Here is a 24,491-nt window from a genome sequence, read left to right as displayed (position 1 = left end):
GTGTTTATGCTGATCAACGGGGTACTGCTTATCCCTGCGATGACGTCTCAGATTCCGTTTGCAATCGATTTTCATGTTCACTCTGATGACTCCTATGACGGGCACGAACCGATCGAACTCGTCTTAGAACACGCGGCTGACATCGGTCTCGACGGCGTCGTCATCACTGATCACGACGAAATTGACGAATCAATTCGCGCTGCTGAAATCGCCCCCGAGTACGGACTCGTCGGCATTCCCGGTGTCGAAATCTCAACGAAGCACGGCCACCTTCTGGCGATCGGTGTTGAGGAACGGCCCGATCCCGGCCAGCCGTTCATGGAGACTGTCGAAACGGTTCGGGAACTAGATGGCATCGCCGTTGTGCCCCATCCGTTCCAGCGCAGTCGACACGGTGTGCGCAAACGCCGGATCCAGGATGCTGATGCGATCGAGACATACAACTCGATGCTCTTTACCGGCTACCGCAATCGCCGCGCTCGAACGTTTGCCCGTCGTCGTGAGTACCCAGAAATTGGAGCCAGCGACGCTCATTACCTCCCGAACGTCGGCAAAGCCTACACCGAAATCCTTGTCGAACCCGACGCCACGAACCGGACGAAAGCTGAGATTGACGGTGACGACCTCGTTGAGGCCATTCTCGAGGGTCGAACCCAAATCCGTGGTAAACGCACGCCAGTTCACAAGAGTACGGTACAGTACACCAAAGGGGCCGTCCGAAAATCGACGTATCTTCTGACATCGCGTGCACCGCTTCTCCCGACTGTGCCAGCGTCGATGGACCGTCCCTAGCCGAGCTGGTCGCCAATAAGGTTGTCAGCGTGCTCGATGAACTCGGATTCGGTCCCGGCGGGAACTGTTGCCCCGGCTGCAACGTTGTGGCCGCCGCCATCGCCGCCGACGGCCTGTGATGCCTCGCTCATTACACTCGAGAGATCGAGTCCTTGTCGAACCAGACTGTGTGTGCCACGCGCTGAGACCTTCGTTTCGTCGTCGTTTTTCGCGGCGAAGGCGAAGATCGGTTTCGAGTGACTGACGCCGTCGTTGCCCATTGCCATGCCGGCGACGATGCCGACGATGGTTTCACGGATGCGGTCGCCGGCGTCGAACCACTGCACGTGGTCCTCGTGGGTGACGCCCTCGTTCGTGACAAGCGTGATTCCCTCGGAGAGATTTCGTCGGTGGTTTCGAAGCAGCGTTCGGGCTTGCTCGAGTGCGCCCTCCCGATTGCCAAGACAGACGCCGAGGCCGACGTCGGCACGCTCGTAGCGGGCGGTTGCGTTGAGCAGCGTTGAGAACTCGCTGGCATCGCGGAGTTCGGTCCCAATGGGTTCGTCAGCGAGGACGTAGGCAGTGCCGACGAGGCCGTCGATTTTCCCTGCGGGGACGCCAGTTGAGACGGCTTTTTGGACGAGTGCGCTCGCGACGGTCTGTTTCTCGTCGTTGGTCAGTCCGGACCAGCGCCGCCACTCGCCGTCGGCTTTGAGCTCGAGGTCGAGATTCTCGAGGAACTGCAACGCCCCGGCTTCGTTGTTCGAAATGCCCGGAATGTGGACGTCACTCGCGTACTCGAGGAGTTTCGGGAGCGGACGGGTCTGTTTCCCGTAGAGGGCGAGGTCTTTCCCGGTCTCGAGGACGCCAGCATCGACGCCTTCGGCGACGATTTGTTCGTTTGCGCCCTCGAGTGCGCCGCCGGAGGCTTGCATGTCGCCGACGGCACCGACGACGGCGAGTGCGGCGAGGTCGCGGTTGTCGGGGTGGGCTGTGGTCGCTGTGTCTGTTGTCGCCGTTCCGCCGTCCGTCGCAACGTTAGTTTCGTCCGAAACGTCTGCGAGTGCCCGCGCGAGGACGTAGCTTGCGCCCGCGCCGGAGAGTTCGGACGCACCGTCGATGCCGAACAGGAGTGGATTGAGGTGGTACTCGGTGTCGCGGTCGGCGGGCTGGTGGTGGTCAGCGATGACGGGCGTAAAATCGCCCGCGTCTTCGTGCTCACCAATACAGTCGAGTTGGCCGCTCCCGAAGTCAGTAAAGAGGACGGTATCGTACCCCGTGTCGGCAATCGCTGCAATCGCGTCGTCGTCGAGTTGCTTCTCGAAGACGGTTTCGACGGGAATCGACGCGCGCTCGAGTGCCTGCGTCGCGATTGCGCCGCTCGTGAGTCCGTCGGCGTCGATATGCGAAGCCAGCAGGACGCGGTCGGCTTCACACAGCCGCTGTGCACAACGCGTCGCTCGCTCCTCGAGTTCGGGAATCGGCCCGGCCATCGAGACACTCTTGGTGCGCCTTTCCTGATAAAGTCGCGGTCCTGGGTCAATCCTCAGCGAGCGCGTCGATCGTTTCGCGGGCAAGCGCGTCGAACGTCGCCTCGCTTGCGACCAGATCGACCTCGACACCGAGCGACCGAGCGGTCTCGGCCGTAGGATCGCCGATAACGCCGACAACAGCCTTCTCGAGGCCGGCGAGTGCCGCGTCACGTTCGCCGCGCGCATCGGCAGCCTCGAGGAAGTGCTCGACGGTCAGCGAGGAGGTGAAACAGGCGGCCTCGAGGTCGCCTGTGGCGGCCAGTTCGGCCGAGCTTCCGCTTCCCTCGGGTCGGACCAGTCGGTAGAGGATGGTCTCGTGAACGTACGCGCCTGCGTCCTCGAGTCCCTCGAGCAGGATTGGACTGCCGTGATCGCTGCGGGCGACTTCGATGCGCGCGCCGTCGACGTCGGCTTCGAGATCGCTAACGAGGCCGCTCGAGGTGTACTCTTCGGGGATAAAATCGACGGCATAGCCGACGTCCTCGAGTGCGTCGGCCGTTGCGGGGCCGATTGCACAGACGGTTTGTTCGCCGGGGTCCCAGCCGGCGTCGGCGACGAGTTCAGCGCCGGTTTTGCTCGTCAGGACGACGTAGTCGGCATCGGTCCGTGGTGTGTGGCCGGTCGGCTTGACGGCCAGCATTGGGTCAGGAACGGGGTCGGCCCCGAGCGACTCGAGCAATGAGACGGCGTCATCGATCCGGTCGTCGTCAGGTCGAAAGACAGCAACGGTGGGAGCGGTAGCCATTGTATGTCGTTCGGTCTCAGGACTTTTGTCACTCTCGAGTTGCTGGTGCGGAGCCGTCGGTACCAGCGCCAACACCGGACTCGTTCGCGAGGAACTCGACGACAGAGTCGCGCGTGCCCGCAACGTCGCCGATGACGGTGATCGCGGGCGGTTCGATCCCGACCGTATCGCGTGCCTCGACAATCGTCTCGAGAGTTCCCGTTGCGACCTGCTGGTTCGGCCAGGTCGCGCGTTCGACGAGTGCAACGGGCGTTTCAGCATTCATGCCGGCCTCACACAGCGCATCGGTGTAGTCGGGGAGACGGGTGACGCCCATGAGGACGACGATGGTCCCACCAGTCTCGGCCAGCGCCTTCCAGTTGACTGTGGACTCGGGTTTGGTCGGGTCTTCGTGGCCGGTCACAAACGAGACGCTCGAGGCGTGATCACGGTGTGTGACCGGAATGCCGGCGACGGCGGGCGCAGCGACCGCTGAGGTCACTGCGGGGACGACCTCGAAGGGCACATCGTGGGTCGCAAGATACTCGGCTTCCTCACCGCCGCGACCGAAGACGAACGAATCGCCGCCTTTGAGCCGGACAACTGACTGTCCGTCGCGGGCGTGTTCGACCAGCAGTTCGTTAATCTCTGATTGTGGGGTTCGGTCGCCGTGTGCACGTTTACCCACATCTTTCCGACGGTCGTCGGGCAGCAAGTCGATGATCTTCGGACCAGGCAGCTTATCGTGAAGGACGAAATCGGCCTCCTCGAGCAGCCGTCTGGCTTTGCAGGTCAGCAGTTCGGGATCGCCGGGGCCGCTGCCGACGAGATAGACGGTCCCGGCGTCCGGTTCGGCTCCATACTCGGTTCCTGACATTTCCGTACCTCTCTCTACTTGCCAGCTGGCTTATCTTCCTCGGAGACGGCAGTATCCGCGTCGTCAGCGTCGCGTTGTGCACGTTTGATCAATTCTTCCGCGCCTCGCTCGGCAAGATCACGGGCGAACTCGCGAGCGGCGTCGGCGTGGCGTTCGACCGGGAGGTCACGACTGGTCGCGATTGATTCCTCGCCGTCGCGATCGAAGACGGTCACCGTCGTACTGACGTACTCGCCCTGGACGACGGCGTAGATCCCGACTGGGGCGATACAGCCGCCGCCAAGTTCGGCGAGCACGCTTCGTTCGACGGTCGTCTCGACCCGGGTTCGCGGATGATCGAGTACGCCCTGTAGCTCTTGTGCTGTCTCGCCGTCGAGTGCAGTCACCGCGAGTGCGCCCTGGCCCGGTGCAGGGACGAACGTCCCGGTTGGAAGCTCCTGGTACTCGACGTAGTGAGCAAGGCCGCTGCGCTCGAGGCCGGCCGCGGCGAGGACAATCGCGTCGTATTCGGTTTCGACCTCACGTCCGAGTGCCTGCTTCTTGAGTTCCGAAAGCGCGTCGAACCACTCATCGACCGTTTGGTCGTATTCGGGCTCGAAGTCCTCGTCTCCGGTATTGCCCTTGCGCTCTTTGTCGGCTTCCGTTCGCGCTTCGTGTTCCGCTTGCAGCGCGGGCGCGAGCAGTTTCTCGACGCGCGTATCGACGTTCCCTCGCAGCGGTTCGACCTCGAGATCCGGCCGCTCAGAGAGCAGTTGCGCGCGCCGGCGCAGACTCGAGGTGCCGACGAGCGCGCCCTCCGGCAGGTCCTCGAGTGCCGTCCCCTCGGGTGTGATGAGGAGGTCGTTTGGCTGGCCGCGCTCGGGAACGGCAGCCGTCACGAGGGTGTCGGGCTGTTCGGTTGGCATGTCTTTCATCGAGTGAATTGCGCCGTCGAGGTCGCCCTCGAGGACGCGCTCGTCGAGTTCGCGGACGAACGCCCCCGTCTTCCCCAAGCGGTGGATGAGTTCGTCCTGAATTTCGTCGCCCGTCGTCTCGACGGTTACGAGTTCGACCTCGTACCGGCGGTTCTCGAGGGCCTCTTTGACGAGGCCGGCTTGGCGCCGAGCGAGATCTGAGCCTCGCGTCGCCAGTCGTAATGTCCCGCGTGTTCTCATGGGCATAGGTCGTCGCCTCGAGTATGAAAAGCGCACGCTTGTCCGACGCGTTCGTCGGACGGTTGCCACGAACCACGCGAGGCGGTCGGCACTCGTCGCTCGAAGGTGTTCGGGACGGCATTTATTTCATATTAAACGGCTACATATGACCGGATGACAGAAACTCTCTACGAGCGACTCGGCGGCGAAGACGCTATCGCAGCCGTCGTGGATGACTTCTACGACCGCGTCCTCGCAGATGAACAGGTCGCCTACTACTTCGAAGACACCAACATGCAGAAACAGCGGGCCCACCAGACCCAGTTCATCAGCTCTGTTACCGGCGGCCCCGTCGAGTACACCGGTACAGAGATGGACGCCGCCCACGAGGGCATGGGAATCAACGCAGCGGAGTTCGGCGCAATTGCGACACATCTCGAGGAGACGCTTGCCGAGTACGACGTGCCCGAAGGTGATCGGGAGGCTGTGCTCGAGGAGATTGCGGGCTACCGCGACGTGATCGTGACAGCGTCGGAGTGACGAGTAAAGAGCAGCCTGTGAGGTTCAGTTCGTCTTGTTCGTCAGGTGTCACACAAACGAATTATACGATTCCACCAGTGCAGGGACGCTGAACACGAAGATCAGTGTTGGAGTATCACGAAGTAAAAAATACGGTCCAGTATTGATCACATCAAGCGCTTATTTGTGAGTCTTCTCGTAATATGCTTTGATCGGTATGAGTATTGCTACCAAGATCATCAATATTCCTCCAATAGGCTGATCAATCGTTGGATGGAAAGCGAGTAGCCCGGCAAAGATAAACACGATCGAAGCAGGTATGGAAAGAATCCAATTCCAATCAGCCATGCCTGCAAATTACTTACTATGCTGTTATATATTCTATGGAATTAATCATAGACCAGCACTGGTGAGGTCGTCAACACCGTTTCTAACGCTTTCATATCCGTCCGCTGGTCGCTGTCACGGCGTCCCGACCGCTCTGCGCCGCTGGACGAGATAGTAGCTCGCGACGAGCGGCTGTAGCGGCGGGACGAACAGGCTCACAAATGCGACGCCGAGGTAGACGCCGGGATTTGGGTTCCACGAGGTGCTTTCCGTGCTGACGTAGGCTGCGTCCTGGTGGATCGCGATCGGGAATGAACCGAAGGCGATCGTCCCCGCGAGGGCGACTCCGGTGGTAAAGAGGCCGGGAATCGCGAACACGATTGCGACCGCCGCCGCGACGAATCCGAACAACGTCGTCCCGAGCGAGACCGCGACGACGAGCCACCAGCCCGACCACCCCGGCGGCGTGCCGAACTGGCGGTGTCGGCGCGCGAGATAGACGACACCCACAACGGGGGCCCACAACAGTGCGAAAGCCGCGTTGAGCCACGGGCGCGGTCGCCAGTTCCCGCTGGCTCGTGGCTGGCGTCTCACCCGCCGCGCATCGAGAACTATCGTCGCCGTCACGCCGGCAGTCAACACCGTATAGCCGAACGTCCCGAACAGGATCAACCCCTGTTGCAGCCCTGGAACGCCAGGATCTGCGTCCTGTAACACGCCGACGATCCCGACGCCGATCACCGGCGGGAACAGGTACAGTAACCGCTCGAGGAGTCGTGCCCAGTCGGTTCCACGGCTGTGCGCCGGTTTGTCACCCCCGTCTGTCACCGGTGTTCCCACTCGACCCATTCGATAGCGTAGCTTAGCGTTTCCCGCGCGGATGGATACGTGTACCGCCCGTTCTCAGACTGCTGGCTCAGAGCGCTTCCTTGTACGCCTCGAGCGTTCGCTCGACGTCTTCGTCGGTGTGGTTGTAGCTGACGAACTGGCACTCAAACTGGTTCTGTGAGAGGAAGATGCCCTGCTCTTTCATCTGGCCCCAGAAGACGCGTCGCCAGCGGTCAGTTTCGGCGTTTTTCACGTCGGCGGCGTTCTGCGGTGGCGTGCCGTCGCGGGTGAAGATCACTTTGAACATGCCCGCAGTGCCAGCGACGGTGTACTCCGGTGCCTGATCCGCGACGATATCGGAAAGTCCCTCGCGCAGGCGGTCGCCGAGGCCGTCAATATGCTCGTAGACATTGTTCTCCGCAGCGAATTTGAGCGTCTCGAGGCCGGCGGCCATCGTGACGGGGTGGCCGGAGAAGGTTCCAGCTTGGAAGACGGGACCGGCAGGGGCGAACTGCTCGATGAGTTCCGCTTTGCCGCCGATTGCGCCGACGGGGAAGCCGCCGCCGATGATCTTGCCGAATGTGGTGAGGTCGGGGGTAATGTCGAACTCGCTCTGAGCGCAGCCGAGGCCGCCGACGCGGAAGCCGGTGATCACTTCGTCGAAGATCAGCAGGGAGCCGTGTTCTTCGGTGATCTCCCGCAAAAAGTCGTGATAGCCGTCGTTCGGGTGGACGATCCCGTAGTTGCCGAGAATCGGTTCGGTCATGACCGCGGCAATGTCGTCGCCGTGTTCCTCGAAGACCTCGCGGACGGCTTCTTCGTCGTTAAAGGGCACCGGGAGGGTATGTTCGGAGAACGACTGCGGGATGCCTGCCGAAGACGGTGCAGGGTTTTCGGCATCGCCTTCGACCAGCGTCGATTCCTGTGCGCCGTGGTAGCCGCCCTGGTTGATGACGATCTTGTTCCGGCCGGTGTAGCCGCGTGCGAGGCGCACGGCGGAGACGGTCGCTTCGGTGCCCGAATTGACGAATCGGATCTTCTCGACGCTTGGGACGTGGCGGACGACGAACTCTGCCATATCGACCTCAATTTCGGTCGGTGTCCCGTACATCGGCCCTTCGCTCGCTTTCTGCTGAATGCGCGACTGGACTGGCTGTGGCAGATCGTGACCCAGCATCAGCGGGCCAAGACCCATCACCCAGTCGATGTAACGGTTGCCGTCCGCATCGATGACGTGACCGCCGTCGCCTTTCTGCACGAAGAAGGGGTAGGGTTCGATTGCCGCTCGAACGGCCGAGTTGACGCCGCCGGGCATGACAGACAGCGCTCGGTCGTACAGTTCGCGTGAGTTGTCGTCGTTCATAGCTGGCCGTAAGCAATCCGTCGGGAAAGTAGTACCGGGGTGGGATTGCTACCGCCTCGAGTCAGCCCGTCGTATGCCGGGTTCGGCTATCGCTTCCACTCACTCCGATTCGATAGCACAGTCAAAAGAGATATCGCAGATCGACTCGAGTTGCGTTTCGTTTAGACCGCGTCCTGCCCGGTGTTACCGGTACGGACCTGGTAGGCACCGTCAACAGGGAGCACGAAGATCTTGCCGTCGCCGGGTTCGCCGGTGTTTGCAGCCTCACCGATTGCTTCGACGACTTCCTCCGCTGGGATGTCGGCGACGACACACTCGATTTTGACCTTCTGGTGGAGGTCGACGGTGTACTCCTCGCCGCGCCACTGGCCCTTCTTTGCGGGCTGGGAGCCGCGACCGGAGACGTTGGTGACGGTCAACGATGGTGCGCCAGTCTCTGCAAGGCTCTTTTTTACTGCGCCGAGGCGATCGGGACGGATGATCGCGGTGACCATCTTGAGTTCGCCGTCGTTTGGCTCACCACCGTCAGTGCGAAGCACTGACGAGGATCGCGATTCGTCCTCGATTCGCTCACCGCCGTCCGCGCGGATGATGCGATCTTCTGCATCGTCGTCAGTTGTCATGCCGCCGTCGGTGGCGACGTCAGGTTTGCCGAATTCGGGGTAGGTGTCGACGCCGTGCTCGGAGAGGTCGAGTCCGTCACGTTCGTGATCGGTAGTGACGCGTGCCTGGCCGATGGCTTTGAACGCGCCCCAGACGGCTGAGGTTGCGGCGACCGTCCAGATCGTGATGACGGCGACGCCGACGATCTGTGGGACGAACGCGCTTGCTTCAATCGAGAAGATGCCGCCGGCGATGACGCCACCGCCGATTGCCGTGCCCTCGATGGACCACAGCGGGTAGATGATCAGGCCGAGCATCCCGGCGGAACCGTGGACCGGGAAGACTGCACAGACGTCGTCGATCTTGAGTTTCTGCTCGACGAATTTGAACACAATCGGGAGCTGTGCGCCAGCGAGGAAACCAATCGCGATTGCGCCCATCGGCGTGATGAGGTCCGTCGGACCGGTGACGCCGACGAGGCCGGCGAGCATGCCGTTTGCGACGTAGAGCGTGTCGACCTTGCCGTTCATCACGAGCGAGACGGTCGAGGCACCGAGTGCGCCAAGACCCATGCCGAGTGCGGTGACCATGGCGACGCTGCCGACGTAATCGAAGTCAGCCAACTCGAGCGTTGCGGGGTCGATGACTGTTGCGGCGGTGCCGACGTTGAAGCCGAACCAACCGAAACAGAGGATCAAGGTGCCAAGAACGGCGAACGTCATCGAGTGACCGGGGATAATGTTGACGCTGCCGTCGTCGTTGTACTTGTCCATGCGAGCGCCGAGGATCCACGCTGCGGTGAGGCCGGCGACGCCGCCGACACCGTGGACGACCATGCCGCCTGCGAAGTCAGCGAAGCCGAACTGTGCGAGGATCGGTTCGCCACCAGGGGCGTACCAGACCAGCGCCGCGACGACTGGGTAGATCAGTGCTGCAAGCAGGAAGGTGTAGGCCACGTACGCGCGGAGTTTTGCGCGGCCGGCGACAGCACCGGAGACAATCGTTGCAGCCGTCATCGCGAACACCGCGCTGAACAGCCACATCGCCCAGTCGAACGAGCCTTCGCCGAACATCGTTAGTGGGCCCGATTCACCGCCACCGAGCATCGAGCCGACGTTGTTCGAGAGCCCCATCCCGATCACGAAGAACGCGAAGATACCGATTGCCCAGGTTAGCATGTTCTTCGTCAACTGGTTCGCGACGTTCTTCGAACGAACCTGACCCGCCTCGAGCATCGCGAAGCCGGCGTGCATGAAGAAGATGAGGAACGTGACCGTCAGCGCCCACATCAGGTTCATCCCGGTTGCAAGCGACTCGAGGTCGCCTTCCGTCTGCAGGGCGACCGGCTCGAGAAGTTCGATCATTCGCGTGCCCCCACGGAATCCGCCACACTATCGAATATCGATAGACGTTTGTCCACCAATTCTCCCAATCTACATCCGCTTGTGTTCTGAATCACGTTTGACTGGCATGGACTTACTCAATATAAGGGTTAGCGTTGGTGTTCGTCTGGAAATGGCGCGTATTAGGGTGTATTGTCAGAATTTAAAATAGATATAATGTGTATTATGGTGTTGAACTTCGCCCTCGTTTTCGATAGTCGTTATATATTGGCCATTTGTTCACTGCCTCGCAACGGTAATTCCCCACTCGAGTGGCGATTATCCCTCAAATCACGCCTCGAGACCGGCAACGCTGCTCGCGCGCGGCAGATGTTGCCACACTCGCACTGCTCGAGGGAACGGATTGACGTTCGTCAAAATCGGGATCGACGTGAGAGAGTTACAACTCGCGCGCAACGTCTTCCGCGAAGTACGTTAGAATCAGATCCGCACCCGCGCGTTTGATCGAGAGCAGCGACTCGAGGGCCACGTCTTCGAGATCAAGCCAGCCCTTCTCGGCGGCGGCGTGGAGCATGGCGTACTCGCCGGAGACGTTGTAGGCGGCGACGGGGTGGTCGAACTCTCGGCGGACAGCGCTGATGATGTCGAGGTAGGGCAGGGCGGGCTTGACCATCATCACGTCCGCGCCCTGTTCGGCGTCGAGGCGAACCTCGCGCATGGCCTCGCGTGCGTTCGCGGGATCCATCTGGTAGTGTCGCCGGTTCCCGAAGGAGGGCGCGCCGTCTGCTGCGTCGCGGAACGGCCCGTAGAAGGCGCTCTCGTACTTCGCCGCGTAGCTCATGATCGGGACGTCTTCATAGCCTGCCTCGTCGAGTCCGTCACGAATCGCCCCGACCATGCCGTCCATCATGCCACTCGGTGCGATCATATCCGCGCCCGCCTCTGCGTGGGAGACGGCAATGCGCTCGAGCGCCTCGAGCGTCGCGTCGTTGTCGACAGTCAGCGTTGGATCGTGCGCACAGTCCGCGTCGTGTTCGTGGCTCTCGTTGCCGCGAAGTTCCTCCTCGAGCGGGCCGCAGTGGCCGTGGTCGGTGTACTCACAGAGACAGGCGTCGGTGATGACGTAGGCGTCGGTGGCGTCCGTAATGCGGCGTGTTGCTTCCTGTACTACGCCGTCGTCGGCCCAGGCACGGGTCCCCTCGGAATCTTTGGATTCGGGAATGCCAAAGAGCATGACGGCTTCGACGCCCGTCTCGAGAACTTCCTCGACGCGAGCGACGGCGTCGTCGATTGGGACGCGCTCGTGGCCGGGCATCGACTCGATGGCGATGCGTTCGTCGGTCGTCGCGTCGACGAAGATGGGGGCGATGAGGTCAGTGGGCTCGAGGGTCGTCTCACTGACGAGGCCGCGAATGCCATCCCGTCGCAGTCGTCGGGGGCGATGTGTGAGGTTCATACCGGTGGTATCAGTGGCATGGGCAAAAACGGTGTGTTCAACGAGTGCCAGTACTGGCGACCGGTCGTATAGCGCGTCAGTGGAGAGCTGTTGCCGATAGACCGACTCTCAGCGATTGATTTGTATTCCGTACGTTTAAATACGCGACATGCATTTCAACTGCTAGCAATGGCCATAGATCCACAGTTCCACGAGAACCGCGAGCAGGTCGACGAGCACAATGGGCACGTCGTCTGGGGACCCGTCGACGAACCCGAGGAACTGGGCATCCACGGCACCCACGTCGCCGTCGACTTCGACATTTGTCTCGCCGATGGCGCGTGTCTCGAGGATTGCCCAGTCGACGTGTTCGAGTGGGTCGATACCCCGGGACACCCTGAAAGCGAGGAGAAAGCCGACCCGGCTAACGAAGCGCAGTGTATCGATTGCATGCTTTGTGTCGACGTCTGCCCGGTCGATGCGATTGACGTCGACGCCGGCCGGTCAGCGTAATCGTCGTTGCGCGTCAGCGAACACAGCGAAAAATACTGTGACGGCCGTTATTCGGCTCGATCAACGTCGACCTGTTCTTTGAGTGTTTCGAGCCCATCTGCTTCTGCAAGTTCCTGCAACCGTTCCCGGAAGTGGTCTTCGCAGAGTCCGACTTTGAGGCCGTCGGACTCGGCTGCGAAGGCCGCTTCGCGGTCACAGTAGTGGCAGTTCATGAACCATGGTATGGGCTCGGTTGCATTGAACCCTCCGCTCTCGGTGGTAATTTGTATTATTCGGTTGACAGTGGCAGTTGCTGATAGGCCGCTCGAGCAAGGCCCTCAATACCGAGTTCCGTTCCGTGGGCGTCGCTGCCGCCGGTTGCAAAGAGGTTGTTCTCCTCGCGTGCGCGCTCGACAAGTGAGTGATCAACATCGGTGCCGTAGGGGTACCAGCGTTCGACGGCCTCGAGGTCGGTAGTCAGTGCGAGTGCGGCCTCGGGGTCAGGATAGCGAAGTGGGTGTGCGAGGCCGACAAGGGCACAGGCGTCGGTGAGTACCGCCTGTCCGTGTTCGAACGTGGGGATGTCCCGTGGAACGAAACACGGGCCGTCGTTGCCGATGAGGTCGTCAAACGCGCCCTCGTAGTCGTACTCGGTTTCGGGATGGGCGTGGATTGCACGGGCGACGTGTGGGCGGCCAAAGCCGTCGTCGACGGTGACCGGGAGCTCGATGCCGAGTCGATCCTCGACGTTCTCGACAATCGCTTGCCCGCGTTCGATTCGATTAGACTGAATGCGCTCGACGAGTGCCTCGAGGTCGCTCGTCTGCTCGACGCCGTAGCCAAGCAGGTCGACGCGTTGCCCACCGCGTCGGCCGTCGTCCGCCGCTCGAGCGTTTGCCTCGTCGACTTCGACTCGAAGCTCGATTCCGTTGATGATCGTGACGCCCTCGCGCTCGACAACCGGTGTTTCGACCGGCTGCAACCGGTCATGGTCCGTCAACGCGACGACTGACACATCATACTTGTTCGCAACAGCGGGCACTTCGTCCCGCTCGAGACTGCCATCCGAACGGGTCGTGTGCACGTGCAAATCCGCATACGGCATAGCTCACTCGAGCGTCCCTGCGCGGAAAGCCGTTTCTGTGTTAGCTCTCTGTCTTGTGGTTTTCTGGCATGCCCCACTCTAGGCATATAAGGTATCCCCAACCGCTAGAGGTTGATCATGGACAATGTTTATAATCATTGTTCACACAGTTGCAGGTGTAATGCTGCTCAATGGTACCGGCGACGTCATCGACGACTACGAGTATCCTGCAACGACTGAAGATCTGATTGCCGACTACGGCGATCACACGCTCGAACTCCCAAACGGATCGGAACAGGTCGGTGACGTACTCGCACGTCTCGAGTCGGAAACCTTCAACAACCCTGAGGACGCCCGATTTGCGGTCTACACGGCCGTGAGCGAGAAGGCAATTGGCCGCGTCGGCTACAGCGACCGCGATCCGACACCGGTCGGTAGCCCGTACGCTCCCGACGCCGTTTCATTCTAACAAACTTTTTTAGCGGGGTCCTCCCTCGCTGCGCTCGGATCGAACCCCGCTAAAAAACTTTGATGAAAAAAGGCCGAGCGCGGCGCTTCGCTCGCGCTCGGAGAAACCGCTCGCGGAGCGAGCGGTATGCTTGCCCAAAACTGTCTCCGAGCGCCGACGAGTTGCCGAGCAACGCAACCACCTCGAGCGCCCGTCTCCACTCAGTCCACGAACTCGAGCGTGTCTCCGAACTCGAGCGGGACTGACCCCTTCCGATAGGCTTCGACGTGGCCGTTCGGACGGGCGCGGTAGACGACGGCCGGGCGGTGGCGCACGTCGGGTTGCTCGCCGCGGACGGCCGCCCAGGAGTCATCACGGAAACTCGAGCAGTCGACGAACAACACTGCGCCGCCGCCGTGGTTGGCGAGTTGGCCGTTGGCTTTCGTCTCAGCGGTGTCGCGGACGGCGGCAACCGGACCCTCGGCGGCGCGGTTCATCGGCGGCTGTGGCCGGGTAACCTCGACGAGGGTGTTCGTCTCGTCGTCTTTCGCACGATAGTCGAGTGAGTGACCCGTCGTCACCTCGATTTCGGGGACGACTTCGTAGTCGGCGTCGGTGAGGATCTTCGCGGCGATGAACTCACCCATCGTTGCGCTCATGCGAACCCGGTCGACGTGGTTGCTCGTGCCCAGTTTCCCCGACATCGTGTGTCGGTACTCATCGAGCGCACCGGTTGCGAGAAACTCTTCGAAGTACTGCGTCGTTTCACGTCGACCGGCATCCGGAAAGCCAGCGGCGTGCTGTCGGAAAAACGCGCGCGTCGATTCACGTCCATCCTTGGACATGAATACAGGCAGGAAAAACCACGAAATGTGGGGGTAGTCGGCAAGCCACGGATCGTCCTCGTGTAACGTCTCGAGGAGTTCTCGCTGGGCCCAGCGGGAGACGTGATACGGAATTTCGTCCCAGCCGTGTTTGTCAGTACGCCACAACGACGACGGGGTTTCCGTATTGCCCATCCAGTAGGCTTCCGAATCGTCGTGTGCGAACAGTGCAAGGTCGCCGTTTTGCATCTCGAAACGGTGTGTCGTCCAGTGTGCGCCAATCTCGTACGTCGGCGTCACGGCTCGAGCCCCGATATTCGACCTGAGCGGCTGTAAAATGTCCTGTCGAACTCGTTGCTCGCTCCAGGTCTCGGGCGAGTACCGAAAGCGAAGCGGCTGTGCCACATGTCTGCTATGAAGTGGCCGGACATACGTCTTACGTGCCCGTATGAAGTGTGGTATGGGTAACCGTTACATTGATGTGTGGTACTGACCTACATGTGTGTACCTACCATGTCAATGGGTGCCTATGACGAAGATGAACACGAGCGACGGGAAGCCCAATCCTCGAGAGTGGATGCCGATTTCGACGACGAGCGGACGATCTATCACGGTGAGGTGGAGTACGATTCCGGTGAGTCGACCGAGGATCTGTTGAGTCAGTTCGAACAGATCAAATCCAAATAGCAGATTCGAGCGACGCACAACTCACGCCCGCGGGCATCCTTTTCGCGGCTGTGTCGTCCCACCTGTACAGCAACTGGTCCGTGCAGTGAGCGAGCCCTCGAGTCCGGAACGCTTAGCGTCGGACCGGCGAACGATAGTGTATGCAGGCCAACGAGATCGATCCGCAGGCTACGGACGCAATGGAGCGCCAGGGGCGGTTCTCGCTGCCTCACAGCCGCTACGGACTGAAACTGCTCCGGCTGCTCAGCCGGGCGTCAATGTGGTTTCAGAATCGAACTGTTCCGAGCGTTGGCGCAACTGTCGACCGGACGATTCCCGGTCCCGCGGGCGACATCGACGCTCGGCTCTACCTTCCCAAGACGACCGGCCCGTTCCCGACGATTGTCTTCTTCCACGGTGGTGGGTTCGTGCTGGGGAGTATTGCGACGCACGACTGGCTCTGCCGGCATCTCACCCGAGAGAGCGGCTGTGCCGTCCTCTCCGTCGACTACCGACTCGCTCCCGAACACCCCTTCCCCGCGGCGGTCGACGACGCCTACACTGCTCTCGAGTGGGCGGCGTCGAACCCCGGTGCAGTCGCCGGGAACGGGCACGTCGCGGTCGCAGGCGACTCTGCCGGTGGGACGCTCGCCGCTGTGACCGCACTGATGGCTGCCGAACGCGACGGCCCCGAGATCGACTATCAGGCGCTGGTGTACCCCGCAATCGGTGTCGAGGAGGGCCAGCCCTCGGTCGAGGAACACGCAGGACTCGTCCTCGAGAAGGAGGATATGCGCTGGTTTGAGGCGTGTTACTACGGCAACGAGATCCATCGTCGCAATCCCTACGCTGATCCGTCCAACGCCTGCGATCTGTCCGGTGTCGCGCCAGCGACTGTCGTCACCGCGGGCTTCGATCCGCTTCGCGACGGTGGCCGGGCCTACGCCGAACAGCTCGTTCAGGACGGTGTCGCCACGCGCTATGAGAACTACGAGGCCATGGTTCACGGCTTCATCACGATGCGCGAGGTTGACCGCGCCCGCGAAGCCATCGCGGATATTGCTGGCGACCTCGCGGACGCACTCGAGTCCAACTAAGCGAATCGACTACTCGAGCGAATCCCAGCCCGGCGTTTCGGGTGCACCACGATCCGTTTCGACGGCATCGGCGACGGCCGCCGCTGGCACAGTTGTCGAATTTTCGTGGCGCGACTCCCACTCCTCGAGCACTCCCGTAACCCACGAATCGCTCTCCTCGAGTGCCTGCTCTCTGCCCCACTCGTAGTGGTACTCTGAAATCGCCATCGTACCGGCGCTCGAGGCCGCGGCGATGGCGAGACAGTCGGCGCGGTCCTCGCGGGTTAGCTCGCCGCTCGCGGTGCGTTCGATGACGCCCTCGAGTTTTTCGGGCTCCGGATGGCAGAACAGTTTCTCGCCGAGGGCCTGCGAGCCAAGCAGGAGGCCATCGAGATCCTCGGGAACGGAGTCATCGACGAGTCGGTCGCCGCCAAATGCCGCCTCGACGCGTTCGCATTCGGTTTCCTGCTCGAGGGCGATATTGTGCGCTGGGTACGCGCTACACTCGTCGGGAAGCAGGTCGCTGTCGTGGATGCGACACTGCAGCGTCGTCGGATTGAGAAAGACGCAGGCTGGCAGCCAGGATTCGGCCTCGAGATCGAAGGGTGCGACCGGCTTCGGTGGCTTTCGGAGGCCGACGAAAAAGACTGGCCGGTCGGCGACGGAGGCAATCTCATAGCCGTCGATTTCGACGGCTTCATGCTCGTCTGCAGCCCGCCAGAACCGCGGCGTCAGGGCGTCGGCCATCCCGGCCTCGAGAAACGCACGGACCTCGTCGCGGGTGAGCGGAACGAAGTTGGTGTCGCCATCAAGGGGCGCTCGAGTAGCGTCGTCGCGCAGTGGCGCAGCGCGTCGCTTGTTGGCGCTCTCGTCGTCGCCAGCCTCTGCGAGCAGCGGTCGCCAGTCCATACAACAGCCTGCACAGCCCTCGCAGTTGACCTCCATATGCGAGGGTATCGTGTCAGGACGGATAACCGCTCGCCCGGCGGCAGGCAGTGTGACCCCTCGAGTCGGTCTCTCCGCTTGGGGGAACGACTTTCACCGTTCGATTCCCAGGCCACGTATGGGCAAGACCTCCTGTGACGGCTGTGGCCGAACGGTCTCGGTTGCTGGCGGCATCGCCAACATCTGGACGTTCGGCGAGAACGACGGCAGCGACGGCACCGCGATGACCCTCGAGTTCGAGGACGGCACGGAGCACCTGCTCTGTTATCCCTGTATCGAGGCGCTGCCGGATAATCCGACGGCTGAAGACGTCGAGCGACTCGAGCAGGTGGACGGGGAGACCTCTCGCGTGGGTGCGTTGTAGACGGTGCTGTCTGGTGTCTGAGGTACCTTCAAAAAATTCGTCGTGGGCGGTGGCGACCGCTGAAACCTGACCATGAACTGGGGCGGTGGGGAGTCCGCCCTGTATCACAGCATCGTGATGGGGAGCCACGATGGAGCGTGTTGCGTGCTGTGATACTGCCACTGCGACCGCATCGCGACCACAACCACAATCACAACCATGACGGTGCCCGCAGCCAGTGCGGGACCGTAACCGCAAGCCGCAGACCGCAAGCGGAAGGGGTGGGATTTGAACGCCACGAGGCTGTGAGGCCGCCGCGGGCCAGATGGCACCGCGGTACTCTACCGCTGAGCGACCCTTCCGCATTGATTCCTGAAGACCGATTTCGTATTTGTAATCGGCCAGCTACCTGCTGGTAGCCGCCACCTGTGCGCTGTGATGCCCTCCCTGATCTCTCGGTAGCAGGTGATTTCTCCCCGGCTACAACCAGCCCTCGAGTGTCGAATCCGGCTCGCTGTCGGAGACGGTTCGTAGCCTTTAGGGAGTCGCCGGTCGGTGGACTGAACGGTGAACCCCGAGCGGATCTTCGAGTCGTTTCCCGCGCCGAGCTATCGTGGGAATCAGGAGCAGGCCCTCCGTGACATTCGTGACGCCTTTGCGGCCGGCAACGACGTCGTGTTAGTGCGCGCGCCGACCGGCAGCGGAAAGTCACTGCTCGCGCGCGCAATCGCGGGCTGTGCGCGCACAATTGACGAGGCCGACCCGGTCGAGGCCTCGGGCGCGTACTACACGACGCCACAGGTCTCGCAGTTAGACGACGTTGCCTCCGACGACCTGCTGTCCGATCTCAACGTGATCCGCGGGAAATCGAACTACACCTGCATTCTCCCCCAAGAGCGCAATACCCCGGTCAATCAGGCCCCCTGCGTCCGCGAGCGTGGCTACGACTGTTCCGTCAAACACCGCTGTCCGTACTTTTCCGACCGCGCAATTGCCTCGAATCGTTCGATTGCAGCGATGACGCTCGCATATTTCATGCAGACCGCGGGCAGCGAGGTGTTTCGCAAACGCGACGTCGTCGTCGTCGATGAAGCCCACGGCCTCGCCGAGTGGGCCGAAATGTATGCGACGATCCAGTTGGGGCCGCGAACGGTGCCGTTCTGGGATGACCTACGCGTTCCCGACTTCGAGGACGAAGGCATCGACCGCGCGGTTCGCTACGCAGAGAACCTCGCGGGCACCTGCGAACGACGCAAGGACGACCTGCTCGCCCAGGAGGCGTTTTCCCCCGCAGAGGTGCGCGAACGCGACCGCTTGCAGGAACTCATCGGCGAACTCGAGTGGTTTGTGTCCGATTATCGCGACCCACAGAGCCCGACGACGTGGCTGGTCGATCAGTCCGAGCCGTCGGCGAGCACCCGCGAAAACAATGACAGCGACGAACCGGCGGGCGGGCCGCTGACGATCAAGCCGATGAATCCCGAAAAGTACCTCCAGCATACGGTCTGGGACCGCGGGAACAAGTTCGCACTTCTGTCGGCGACGATTTTGAACAAAGCAGCGTTCTGCCGGCAGGTTGGACTCAATCCGGACGACGTTGCACTGGTCGATGTCGGCCACACCTTCCCCGTCGAAAATCGCCCGTTGTACGACGTGACGCAGGGGAAGATGACCTACGAGCACCGCGATGATACCACGCCGAAAATCGCACGCACAATCGTCCGTATCATGCAGGAACACCCCGACGAGAAGGGGTTAATCCACGCTCACTCCTACGCGATTCAGGAGCAACTCGCCGACCTCCTCCGGGATTTTGGCGTCGGCGAACGCATCCGTGTCCACGACCGCGACAGTCGCGACGCTGACTTAGAGGAGTGGAAAGCCTGTGACGACCCCGACGTCTTCATCTCCGTGAAAATGGAGGAAGCGCTCGACCTGAAAGGCGACCTCTGTCGCTGGCAGGTCCTCTGCAAAGCGCCGTTTCTCAACACGGGTGACTCGAGAGTCGCCCACCGACTCGAGGAGGGCCAGTGGGCGTGGTACTACCGCTCGTCTCTGCGAACCGTCATCCAGGCCTGCGGCCGGGTGATTCGTGCGCCCGAGGACTACGGCTCGACGTATATCGCCGACTCGAGTCTGGTCGATCTGTTCGACCGCGCACGGACGGATATGCCCGACTGGTTCGAAGCGCAGGTCGACCGGATGAGCGACCCCCAGTTGCCCGCCTTCGAGCCACGGGCAGCACTGACCGAGACTGCCACGACCGGCCACTCCTCGAGTGCGAGCAGTACACGTACTCAGTCATCGGAGTCGACCTCGAACTCGCACGCTTCCTCGAGCGACGGGTCATCTGGCAGTGGCGGGTCCCGTCGCTCGCGGCGGACTCGGTCGGGCGGCGACTCCTCGCCGCTTGCAGACGTCTGGGATACGGAACGGTAGGCTCGAGTCACCACGCTCGAGTCACCACGCTCGAGCGCTCGGCCGAAAAGATGTCCTAAAACGCCGCCAGTGCGCCCCAGGCGACCATCGATGTCACCATGAGGAGCGCAAAGAAAAGCGCGATAAACTGATTCTTGTCCATATATACGGATCTCACTGCGTCGGTATGAATGTCACGACCGTCGCCGGGAGACATCCTGGTTACTCGAATCGCACGTCGATCACGATGTGGGTAACCCCTGCGCTGTGGCTTTTCACCCGCCGTTTCTCGAGAATCTCGAAATCGCGACCGGCCGCTTCGCCGGCGCGTTCGAGGCGCTCGAGCGGGCGATCCCAGAGACGCGATTCGGGCGTTGCCTCGTGATAGTGGACGACACCACCGGGGACGAGCGCCTCGAGTGCGGCGGGCAGGAACTCGTGGGCTTCATCCGCACGAGACGGCGAGTTTGCTGTTTGCTCGTCGTCGCCGCGGTCGCTGTCGTCACCGCCGTTGCTGTGGCTATCGCCGCCATCGTTGTCGCCCGCAGCCATCGAACTGCCATAGTAGCCCATCACGACGCGGTCTGCGTCAACCTCTCCGGCGAGGTCTCTGCAGTCCGCCATGTAAGCCTCAAGGCGATCATCGACCTTGTTGAGCACGGCGTTCTCGAGCAAGTAGCGGAAAGCGGTCGGGTTGATCTCGGTCGCGCTGACTCGCGCGCCGGCGCGGGCCATCGGCAGGGTGAAGTAGCCGATGCCGGCGAACATATCGAAGACGTGTTCGTCTCCGTCCGTGATGCTGCCCATCCGCGCGCGTTCGGCCTGATTCCCCGGTGAAAACATGACTGTCGCGGGATCGAGTCCGTACCGGGTGCCATGTTCCGTGTGAATCGTTTCAGTGTCTGACTCGCCTGCGAGCAGTCGCGTCCGTGGCTCGCGGTACGTTCCCGCCTCGCCGGTGTTTGTGATTCCCTCGTCTGCCAGCACGCTATCTGCCTCGCCGTGAATCTCGAGGAGTGCCTCTGCGACGGCGGTTTCGTCCGGATACTCTGTTGGCATCGTCACAAGAATCACCGAGCCGATAACTGCCCACGAACTCGGAGCCATCTCGATTTCGGCCTCGCTCCAGCCGCGTTCGGCGAGGACATCCTCGAGATCCGTCGTCCGAAACTCGGGGTCGAACTGGCGGACGACCTCGAGAACGCGCGTTTCCGTCGGCGGTTCGGTGATCGGGAGCGCAATTCGCGCAGGGTCGTCGGCGTCCTCGCGTCCGGCTTCACCACGGTCCGTCCGGACGCGCCTCGAGTCGTCGTAGACGCCTTCGGCCCGCAGTGATTCGATTGCAGTTTCGGCCCGCTGTGTCTCGACGATGACTGCAAGTGGCGCATCGGCTGCCTCGAGGTCGGGGTGGTCGAACTCCTCAGGCATCAGTTTGGGAGTACGGGTCGTAGGGCTCGGCGCTTTCCTCGCCGGTGTCGGGGTCCGGATCGGGGAGGATGTGTAGCCCGGCGCGACTCTTCATAACGGGCACCGTCTCGGCCTCAGGCTCGAAGTACTCCGGGCGCGAGACCGTCGTCGCCTGAAACGTTTCGGGGTCGAGCACCTGCACGGCGTTTTCGTCTTCGACGGTGACGACCGTCGTTTTCTCGCCGTCCTCGAGTCGACCGAGCCTGCGCGCTTCAGGTGAGTTCCCTTCCTCGTAACTCGCTTCGTAGCGTTCGCCCGTCGTGATGCGGGTGCCTTTGAGGTTGCCGTGGGCGCTGCGGACGAGGACGGGGCCGCCGTCGTCGTCGGTGAGGTCGATGATGTCGCCGGGAATGTACGGCGGGAGCCGAACGGCGAAGGTCACGCGGTAGACCTCGTTGCCGTCTTCGTCTTCCGTAACGAGGGTTTCGGCGTCGTTGACCGAGCCGCCGAACTCCTCGATCATCTTGTTCGAGATTTTCTTTCCGATCTTGTTGGTCGAGACCCTGATATTCAGCCCGTCTGCGTCCTCGCTGATTTCCGTGACGAAGGCGTTGCGGTCACCCGTCGCCTCCATATCCGCGACCGTCTGGTGAGCAATTTCTTTTGCGCGCTCGAGTTCTTCACTCGTTGGTGTTCGGTCTTCGGCGCGGATCTGGACGATGCTGGCGTAGTAGTCGCCGGCGATTCGACCGCAGCGCTGGCAGGTCTGGCGGGCGATTTTGACCGGGATCATCACCTGCTCTTCGACGGGCATATCCCGGACGACACCCGTGAAATAGGCGTACATCCGGATCGTGTTCTCGCCGACCTGTTCGGGTTCGACCTGCCAGGCGACATCGTCGACGTCGACGTGCACTGATAGGGCTTCACTGACTCGCTCGATGGCAATATCGGTGTAATCTTCCGCGCCGATATCGACCCAGCGATTTCCTTTGTGAACTGCGCCACAGCGGGCACAGACCTGTACGTCGATCCGATCTGGGGCGTCGATAAAGTCGAAGTCGTCGAAGTAACACGAATCACAGAGTTCGACCTCCGCGCCGGGTCGCAACGGATCCCGTGCCGATTCCCCACCTGCTGAATCATCGCCGTCCGTTCGCTCGGGGACGGGGTCCCCACAGCGCGGACAAAATGCTCGAGAGTCACTCATTAGCCCTCCTTACGGACTGAGCGAGTTAAACGGCCCGCTCCGTTCGCCACCGATGTACAGTGCCATCAACTCGCACGAATTGAGAACTCCATGCGAAACGAGGGGGTTCCGTTGCAGATGCGTCTCTGATGCTCGAGTGGATTCGGTTGTAAGAGGTAACATGGCCACCCCTCAAACACGGAGCGCTGTGTCAGCCACCCGTCAGACACGGGTCAGATAGAGCGTGTCAGACAGCCCCGTGTCCCGTGGTCTCCATGCGAAACGAAGGGGTTGTCCATCATCGCCTCGAGAATATTCAATTATCGCACATATGAAGAGCGTTCCGTTGGTGACACTTATTCCGCCTGAGCACGTACACGAACTATGAACTGGCAGGCGGACTGGGGGCTTCGGTTCCGAATGTTTCTGACGATGTTTCTGCTGTTTGCACTGTACATCGTCTTTGCAGGTGTCCTGACGGGCTATCTGACTGGAGGTCCGAATCTGCTCGTCTTCGGCGTGCTGTTTGGCGGCATGTCCCTCGTGCAGTACTACTTCAGCGACTCGCTCGCGCTGCGCAGTATGGGCGCACAGAAGGTCTCAGCCGATGAGTACCCGCAACTGCACGGCTCGGTCGAACGCCTGTCACAGCAAGCCGATGTGCCGAAACCCCAAGTTGCAGTCATCGACTCGAACGTTCCGAACGCGTTTGCAACCGGTCGAAATCAGAAAAACGCCGTCGTCGCCGTCACCACCGGGCTGATGGATACCCTCGAGCGAGATGAACTCGACGGCGTCATCGCCCACGAACTCGCCCACGTGAAAAATCGCGATATGATGGTGATGACCATCGCGTCGTTCCTCTCGACAATTGCGTTCATGATCGTCCGCTGGGGTGCGTTCTTTGGCGGCGGTGGCAACCGTGGCGGCAAAGGCGGCGGTGGCATCGTCGTCGCCATCCTCGTCTCGCTGGTCGTCTGGATCATCAGCTACCTGCTGATCCGGGCGCTCTCCCGATACCGCGAGTACGCCGCAGACCGCGGTGCCGCAGCGATCACGGGCAACCCCGGTGCGCTCGCCTCCGCGCTCATGAAAATCTCCGGGAAGATGGATCAGGTGCCAAAAGACGACATGCGAGAGGAAGCCGAGATGAACGCCTTCTTCATCATCCCGATCAAATCTGGTATCGTCGGGCAACTGTTCAGCACGCACCCCGCGACCGAAAACCGAATCGAGCAACTGCGCGACCTCGAGAAACAGATGGCAGCGGTCTAGAACCGCTCGAGCGCTTCGAAGCGTTTTTGGCCTGGCCGACAAAAGCGACGTCATAATGCTCGACCGAGAGCAACTCATTGAAATCGTCGTCTCCGTTGGTGCCGTCCTCGGAATGCTCGGCACGATGATCTGGATCGGCACGACCTACGGCGACGAAAGCGGCGTCCTCCAGCCTGAGGGCGGCGAACTCCTCGTCTACACCATCATCGGATTTATTATTCTCATGACCGTCATCGGGATCTTGCTCGCGTTCGTCCTGAACGATCCGAGCAACGAGATCGAAGACGATAGCGACGATCTCGAGGCACAGAACGCGTACTAACTGATCCTGTTGTTTCACTGCCAGTAACGGTGCCCCGCTCTTTTTTACCATCGCTACTCGAACGTGACTATGTCACCTCCGGCGTCCGATACTGACCCTCCCGGTGAGACTCGCACTGCGGCAAGTCCTGATTCCGACGCTGACAGCGCAGCTACCGCTTCGCCACGGCGCTCGTGGTTCCGTCGCGTCGGACTCGCCGCTGTCGCCGTCTTGCTCGTTACCTCGGTGCTCATGCGCTCGTCGGTCATCGACAGCGGGTCACTAAGCGACCCTGCGTCGGTCCTGCTCGCTGGCACTGCCGTACTCGTCTTGCTTGCAGTCCTCTGGTCGTCCCGCTCGAGCAGCGACGAGACTCCGGATCAGGATCAGGGCCGCGACCGCGATGGCGACGATGGCGGCGACTCGAGCGTCTGGAACGCGATTCCGTCTTGGCAGTACGGTGGCCGCCACGTCGAATCGGGTGGCCTCGCTCGCGGCGAGCAAGAACAGGCGCTCCAGGAGATTCAAGAGCAGGCCGACGAACTCGAGGAGTCGCCTCGAGAGTAGT

Annotated in this window: 25 protein-coding genes and 1 tRNA gene; 11 read left to right on the top strand and 15 right to left on the bottom strand. The window is 61.6% G+C overall.

Annotated elements, in window-relative coordinates:
- The first annotated feature begins 39 nt into the window (after positions 1–39).
- Entirely contained in the window at positions 40–792 is a 753-nt protein-coding gene (locus G6M89_RS06390) for a PHP domain-containing protein (RefSeq protein WP_165160964.1), read from the top strand.
- Here G6M89_RS06390 and G6M89_RS06385 read toward each other — a convergent pair.
- The 4 genes from G6M89_RS06385 to hemC are packed head-to-tail and all read right to left on the bottom strand — an operon-like array spanning position 789 to position 5,058.
- On the bottom strand, positions 789–2,264 hold the full coding sequence (locus G6M89_RS06385; RefSeq protein WP_165160963.1) for a DHH family phosphoesterase: 1,476 nt from the start codon (positions 2,262–2,264) through the stop codon (positions 789–791). The two genes, G6M89_RS06390 and G6M89_RS06385, sit on opposite strands and share 4 nt — an antisense overlap.
- 46 nt (positions 2,265–2,310) lie before the next feature.
- Positions 2,311–3,048, bottom strand: a complete 738-nt coding sequence (locus tag G6M89_RS06380) for a uroporphyrinogen-III synthase (protein ID WP_165160962.1) — start codon at positions 3,046–3,048, stop codon at positions 2,311–2,313.
- 28 nt (positions 3,049–3,076) lie between these two features.
- A complete protein-coding gene (gene cobA / locus G6M89_RS06375; RefSeq protein WP_165160961.1) occupies positions 3,077–3,904 on the bottom strand; it encodes a uroporphyrinogen-III C-methyltransferase in 828 nt (275 codons plus the stop codon).
- 14 nt (positions 3,905–3,918) lie between these two features.
- Positions 3,919–5,058 carry a hydroxymethylbilane synthase gene (hemC, locus tag G6M89_RS06370; RefSeq protein WP_165161307.1) on the bottom strand — a complete coding sequence of 380 codons (1,140 nt, stop codon included), beginning with the start codon at positions 5,056–5,058 and terminating at the stop codon, positions 3,919–3,921.
- Between the two features lie 153 nt (positions 5,059–5,211).
- Here hemC and G6M89_RS06365 point away from each other — a divergent pair, with 153 nt between their 5' ends.
- On the top strand, positions 5,212–5,577 hold the full coding sequence (locus G6M89_RS06365) for a group 1 truncated hemoglobin (protein ID WP_165160960.1): 366 nt from the start codon (positions 5,212–5,214) through the stop codon (positions 5,575–5,577).
- Between the two features lie 441 nt (positions 5,578–6,018).
- Here G6M89_RS06365 and G6M89_RS06360 read toward each other — a convergent pair whose 3' ends face one another.
- From G6M89_RS06360 to hemB, 4 genes are all read right to left on the bottom strand, one after another.
- Entirely contained in the window at positions 6,019–6,711 is a 693-nt protein-coding gene (locus G6M89_RS06360) for a hypothetical protein (protein WP_165160959.1), read from the bottom strand.
- An 88-nt stretch (positions 6,712–6,799) separates the two neighbouring features.
- Complete coding sequence (locus tag G6M89_RS06355) at positions 6,800–8,074, bottom strand: glutamate-1-semialdehyde 2,1-aminomutase (RefSeq protein WP_165160958.1); 1,275 nt, start codon at positions 8,072–8,074, stop codon at positions 6,800–6,802.
- A gap of 161 nt (positions 8,075–8,235) precedes the next feature.
- Complete coding sequence (locus G6M89_RS06350) at positions 8,236–10,041, bottom strand: ammonium transporter (RefSeq protein ID WP_165160957.1); 1,806 nt, start codon at positions 10,039–10,041, stop codon at positions 8,236–8,238.
- A 418-nt stretch (positions 10,042–10,459) separates the two neighbouring features.
- Positions 10,460–11,476 (bottom strand): porphobilinogen synthase, encoded by a 1,017-nt coding sequence (hemB, locus tag G6M89_RS06345; RefSeq protein WP_165160956.1) that lies wholly within the window; start codon positions 11,474–11,476, stop codon positions 10,460–10,462.
- 168 nt (positions 11,477–11,644) lie between these two features.
- Between hemB and G6M89_RS06340 the strand changes: the two genes are divergently transcribed.
- Complete coding sequence (locus G6M89_RS06340; RefSeq protein WP_165160955.1) at positions 11,645–11,968, top strand: ferredoxin family protein; 324 nt, start codon at positions 11,645–11,647, stop codon at positions 11,966–11,968.
- Positions 11,969–12,015: 47 nt separating this feature from the next.
- Here the strand turns inward: G6M89_RS06340 and G6M89_RS06335 are convergent, their stop codons facing one another.
- Positions 12,016–12,180: a DUF6757 family protein gene (locus G6M89_RS06335; protein ID WP_165160954.1), complete on the bottom strand. Its 165-nt coding sequence runs from the start codon at positions 12,178–12,180 to the stop codon at positions 12,016–12,018.
- A gap of 56 nt (positions 12,181–12,236) precedes the next feature.
- The gene (locus G6M89_RS06330) at positions 12,237–13,052 is read right to left on the bottom strand and encodes a PHP domain-containing protein (protein ID WP_165160953.1); all 816 of its coding nucleotides are present in this window, start codon (positions 13,050–13,052) and stop codon (positions 12,237–12,239) included.
- 160 nt (positions 13,053–13,212) lie between these two features.
- Here G6M89_RS06330 and G6M89_RS06325 point away from each other — a divergent pair, with 160 nt between their 5' ends.
- Entirely contained in the window at positions 13,213–13,500 is a 288-nt protein-coding gene (locus G6M89_RS06325; protein WP_165160952.1) for a DUF2795 domain-containing protein, read from the top strand.
- 200 nt (positions 13,501–13,700) lie between these two features.
- On the opposite strand, the gene G6M89_RS06320 is transcribed toward G6M89_RS06325, so the two are convergent.
- Positions 13,701–14,708: a DUF5784 family protein gene (locus G6M89_RS06320; protein WP_165160951.1), complete on the bottom strand. Its 1,008-nt coding sequence runs from the start codon at positions 14,706–14,708 to the stop codon at positions 13,701–13,703.
- A 108-nt stretch (positions 14,709–14,816) separates the two neighbouring features.
- On the opposite strand from G6M89_RS06320, the gene G6M89_RS06315 reads away from it, so the two are divergent.
- On the top strand, positions 14,817–14,990 hold the full coding sequence (locus G6M89_RS06315) for a DUF5786 family protein (protein ID WP_165160950.1): 174 nt from the start codon (positions 14,817–14,819) through the stop codon (positions 14,988–14,990).
- A 140-nt stretch (positions 14,991–15,130) separates the two neighbouring features.
- On the top strand, positions 15,131–16,066 hold the full coding sequence (locus G6M89_RS06310; RefSeq protein WP_165160949.1) for an alpha/beta hydrolase: 936 nt from the start codon (positions 15,131–15,133) through the stop codon (positions 16,064–16,066).
- Positions 16,067–16,075: 9 nt separating this feature from the next.
- Here G6M89_RS06310 and G6M89_RS06305 read toward each other — a convergent pair whose 3' ends face one another.
- A complete protein-coding gene (locus G6M89_RS06305; protein WP_165160948.1) occupies positions 16,076–16,990 on the bottom strand; it encodes a YkgJ family cysteine cluster protein in 915 nt (304 codons plus the stop codon).
- Between the two features lie 118 nt (positions 16,991–17,108).
- Between G6M89_RS06305 and G6M89_RS06300 the strand changes: the two genes are divergently transcribed.
- Positions 17,109–17,354, top strand: coding sequence for a hypothetical protein (locus G6M89_RS06300; RefSeq protein WP_165160947.1), 246 nt, complete (start codon positions 17,109–17,111; stop codon positions 17,352–17,354).
- A 252-nt stretch (positions 17,355–17,606) separates the two neighbouring features.
- Here G6M89_RS06300 and G6M89_RS06295 read toward each other — a convergent pair.
- Positions 17,607–17,695, bottom strand: a tRNA-Gly gene (locus G6M89_RS06295).
- A gap of 205 nt (positions 17,696–17,900) precedes the next feature.
- Here G6M89_RS06295 and G6M89_RS06290 point away from each other — a divergent pair.
- A complete protein-coding gene (locus tag G6M89_RS06290) occupies positions 17,901–19,772 on the top strand; it encodes an ATP-dependent DNA helicase (protein WP_165160946.1) in 1,872 nt (623 codons plus the stop codon).
- Positions 19,773–19,973: 201 nt separating this feature from the next.
- On the opposite strand, the gene G6M89_RS06285 is transcribed toward G6M89_RS06290, so the two are convergent.
- Together G6M89_RS06285 and G6M89_RS06280 are read right to left on the bottom strand one after the other, a co-directional pair.
- Positions 19,974–21,179 carry a class I SAM-dependent methyltransferase family protein gene (locus G6M89_RS06285; protein WP_165160945.1) on the bottom strand — a complete coding sequence of 402 codons (1,206 nt, stop codon included), beginning with the start codon at positions 21,177–21,179 and terminating at the stop codon, positions 19,974–19,976.
- Complete coding sequence (locus G6M89_RS06280; protein ID WP_165160944.1) at positions 21,172–22,368, bottom strand: 60S ribosomal export protein NMD3; 1,197 nt, start codon at positions 22,366–22,368, stop codon at positions 21,172–21,174. The genes G6M89_RS06285 and G6M89_RS06280 overlap by 8 nt, the downstream gene beginning before the upstream one ends.
- Positions 22,369–22,731: 363 nt before the next feature.
- Here G6M89_RS06280 and htpX point away from each other — a divergent pair, with 363 nt between their 5' ends.
- From htpX to G6M89_RS06265, 3 genes are all read left to right on the top strand, one after another.
- Positions 22,732–23,622, top strand: coding sequence for a zinc metalloprotease HtpX (htpX, locus tag G6M89_RS06275; RefSeq protein ID WP_165160943.1), 891 nt, complete (start codon positions 22,732–22,734; stop codon positions 23,620–23,622).
- A gap of 55 nt (positions 23,623–23,677) precedes the next feature.
- Positions 23,678–23,944, top strand: coding sequence for a hypothetical protein (locus G6M89_RS06270; protein WP_165160942.1), 267 nt, complete (start codon positions 23,678–23,680; stop codon positions 23,942–23,944).
- Positions 23,945–24,013: 69 nt separating this feature from the next.
- Entirely contained in the window at positions 24,014–24,490 is a 477-nt protein-coding gene (locus G6M89_RS06265) for a hypothetical protein (protein WP_165160941.1), read from the top strand.
- Position 24,491: the final 1 nt, after the last annotated feature.

Source organism: Natronolimnobius sp. AArcel1 (assembly GCF_011043775.1).
In the GTDB taxonomy this organism is placed as follows: domain Archaea; phylum Halobacteriota; class Halobacteria; order Halobacteriales; family Natrialbaceae; genus Natronolimnobius.
This window is presented reverse-complemented; position numbering and strand designations above follow the sequence as displayed.

Excerpts from the sequence above, each read along its gene's own strand:
- G6M89_RS06390 (WP_165160964.1), top strand. The coding sequence starts at position 40 with ATGACGTCTCAGATTCCGTTTGCAATCGATTTTCATGTTCACTCTGAT.
- G6M89_RS06385 (WP_165160963.1), bottom strand. The coding sequence starts at position 2,264 with ATGGCCGGGCCGATTCCCGAACTCGAGGAGCGAGCGACGCGTTGTGCA.
- G6M89_RS06380 (WP_165160962.1), bottom strand. The coding sequence starts at position 3,048 with ATGGCTACCGCTCCCACCGTTGCTGTCTTTCGACCTGACGACGACCGG.
- cobA (WP_165160961.1), bottom strand. The coding sequence starts at position 3,904 with ATGTCAGGAACCGAGTATGGAGCCGAACCGGACGCCGGGACCGTCTAT.
- hemC (WP_165161307.1), bottom strand. The coding sequence starts at position 5,058 with ATGAGAACACGCGGGACATTACGACTGGCGACGCGAGGCTCAGATCTC.
- G6M89_RS06365 (WP_165160960.1), top strand. The coding sequence starts at position 5,212 with ATGACAGAAACTCTCTACGAGCGACTCGGCGGCGAAGACGCTATCGCA.
- G6M89_RS06355 (WP_165160958.1), bottom strand. The coding sequence starts at position 8,074 with ATGAACGACGACAACTCACGCGAACTGTACGACCGAGCGCTGTCTGTC.
- G6M89_RS06350 (WP_165160957.1), bottom strand. The coding sequence starts at position 10,041 with ATGATCGAACTTCTCGAGCCGGTCGCCCTGCAGACGGAAGGCGACCTC.
- hemB (WP_165160956.1), bottom strand. The coding sequence starts at position 11,476 with ATGAACCTCACACATCGCCCCCGACGACTGCGACGGGATGGCATTCGC.
- G6M89_RS06340 (WP_165160955.1), top strand. The coding sequence starts at position 11,645 with ATGGCCATAGATCCACAGTTCCACGAGAACCGCGAGCAGGTCGACGAG.
- G6M89_RS06335 (WP_165160954.1), bottom strand. The coding sequence starts at position 12,180 with ATGAACTGCCACTACTGTGACCGCGAAGCGGCCTTCGCAGCCGAGTCC.
- G6M89_RS06330 (WP_165160953.1), bottom strand. The coding sequence starts at position 13,052 with ATGCCGTATGCGGATTTGCACGTGCACACGACCCGTTCGGATGGCAGT.
- G6M89_RS06325 (WP_165160952.1), top strand. The coding sequence starts at position 13,213 with ATGCTGCTCAATGGTACCGGCGACGTCATCGACGACTACGAGTATCCT.
- G6M89_RS06315 (WP_165160950.1), top strand. The coding sequence starts at position 14,817 with ATGTCAATGGGTGCCTATGACGAAGATGAACACGAGCGACGGGAAGCC.
- G6M89_RS06310 (WP_165160949.1), top strand. The coding sequence starts at position 15,131 with ATGCAGGCCAACGAGATCGATCCGCAGGCTACGGACGCAATGGAGCGC.
- G6M89_RS06305 (WP_165160948.1), bottom strand. The coding sequence starts at position 16,990 with ATGGAGGTCAACTGCGAGGGCTGTGCAGGCTGTTGTATGGACTGGCGA.
- G6M89_RS06300 (WP_165160947.1), top strand. The coding sequence starts at position 17,109 with ATGGGCAAGACCTCCTGTGACGGCTGTGGCCGAACGGTCTCGGTTGCT.
- G6M89_RS06285 (WP_165160945.1), bottom strand. The coding sequence starts at position 21,179 with ATGCCTGAGGAGTTCGACCACCCCGACCTCGAGGCAGCCGATGCGCCA.
- G6M89_RS06280 (WP_165160944.1), bottom strand. The coding sequence starts at position 22,368 with ATGAGTGACTCTCGAGCATTTTGTCCGCGCTGTGGGGACCCCGTCCCC.
- htpX (WP_165160943.1), top strand. The coding sequence starts at position 22,732 with ATGAACTGGCAGGCGGACTGGGGGCTTCGGTTCCGAATGTTTCTGACG.
- G6M89_RS06270 (WP_165160942.1), top strand. The coding sequence starts at position 23,678 with ATGCTCGACCGAGAGCAACTCATTGAAATCGTCGTCTCCGTTGGTGCC.
- G6M89_RS06265 (WP_165160941.1), top strand. The coding sequence starts at position 24,014 with ATGTCACCTCCGGCGTCCGATACTGACCCTCCCGGTGAGACTCGCACT.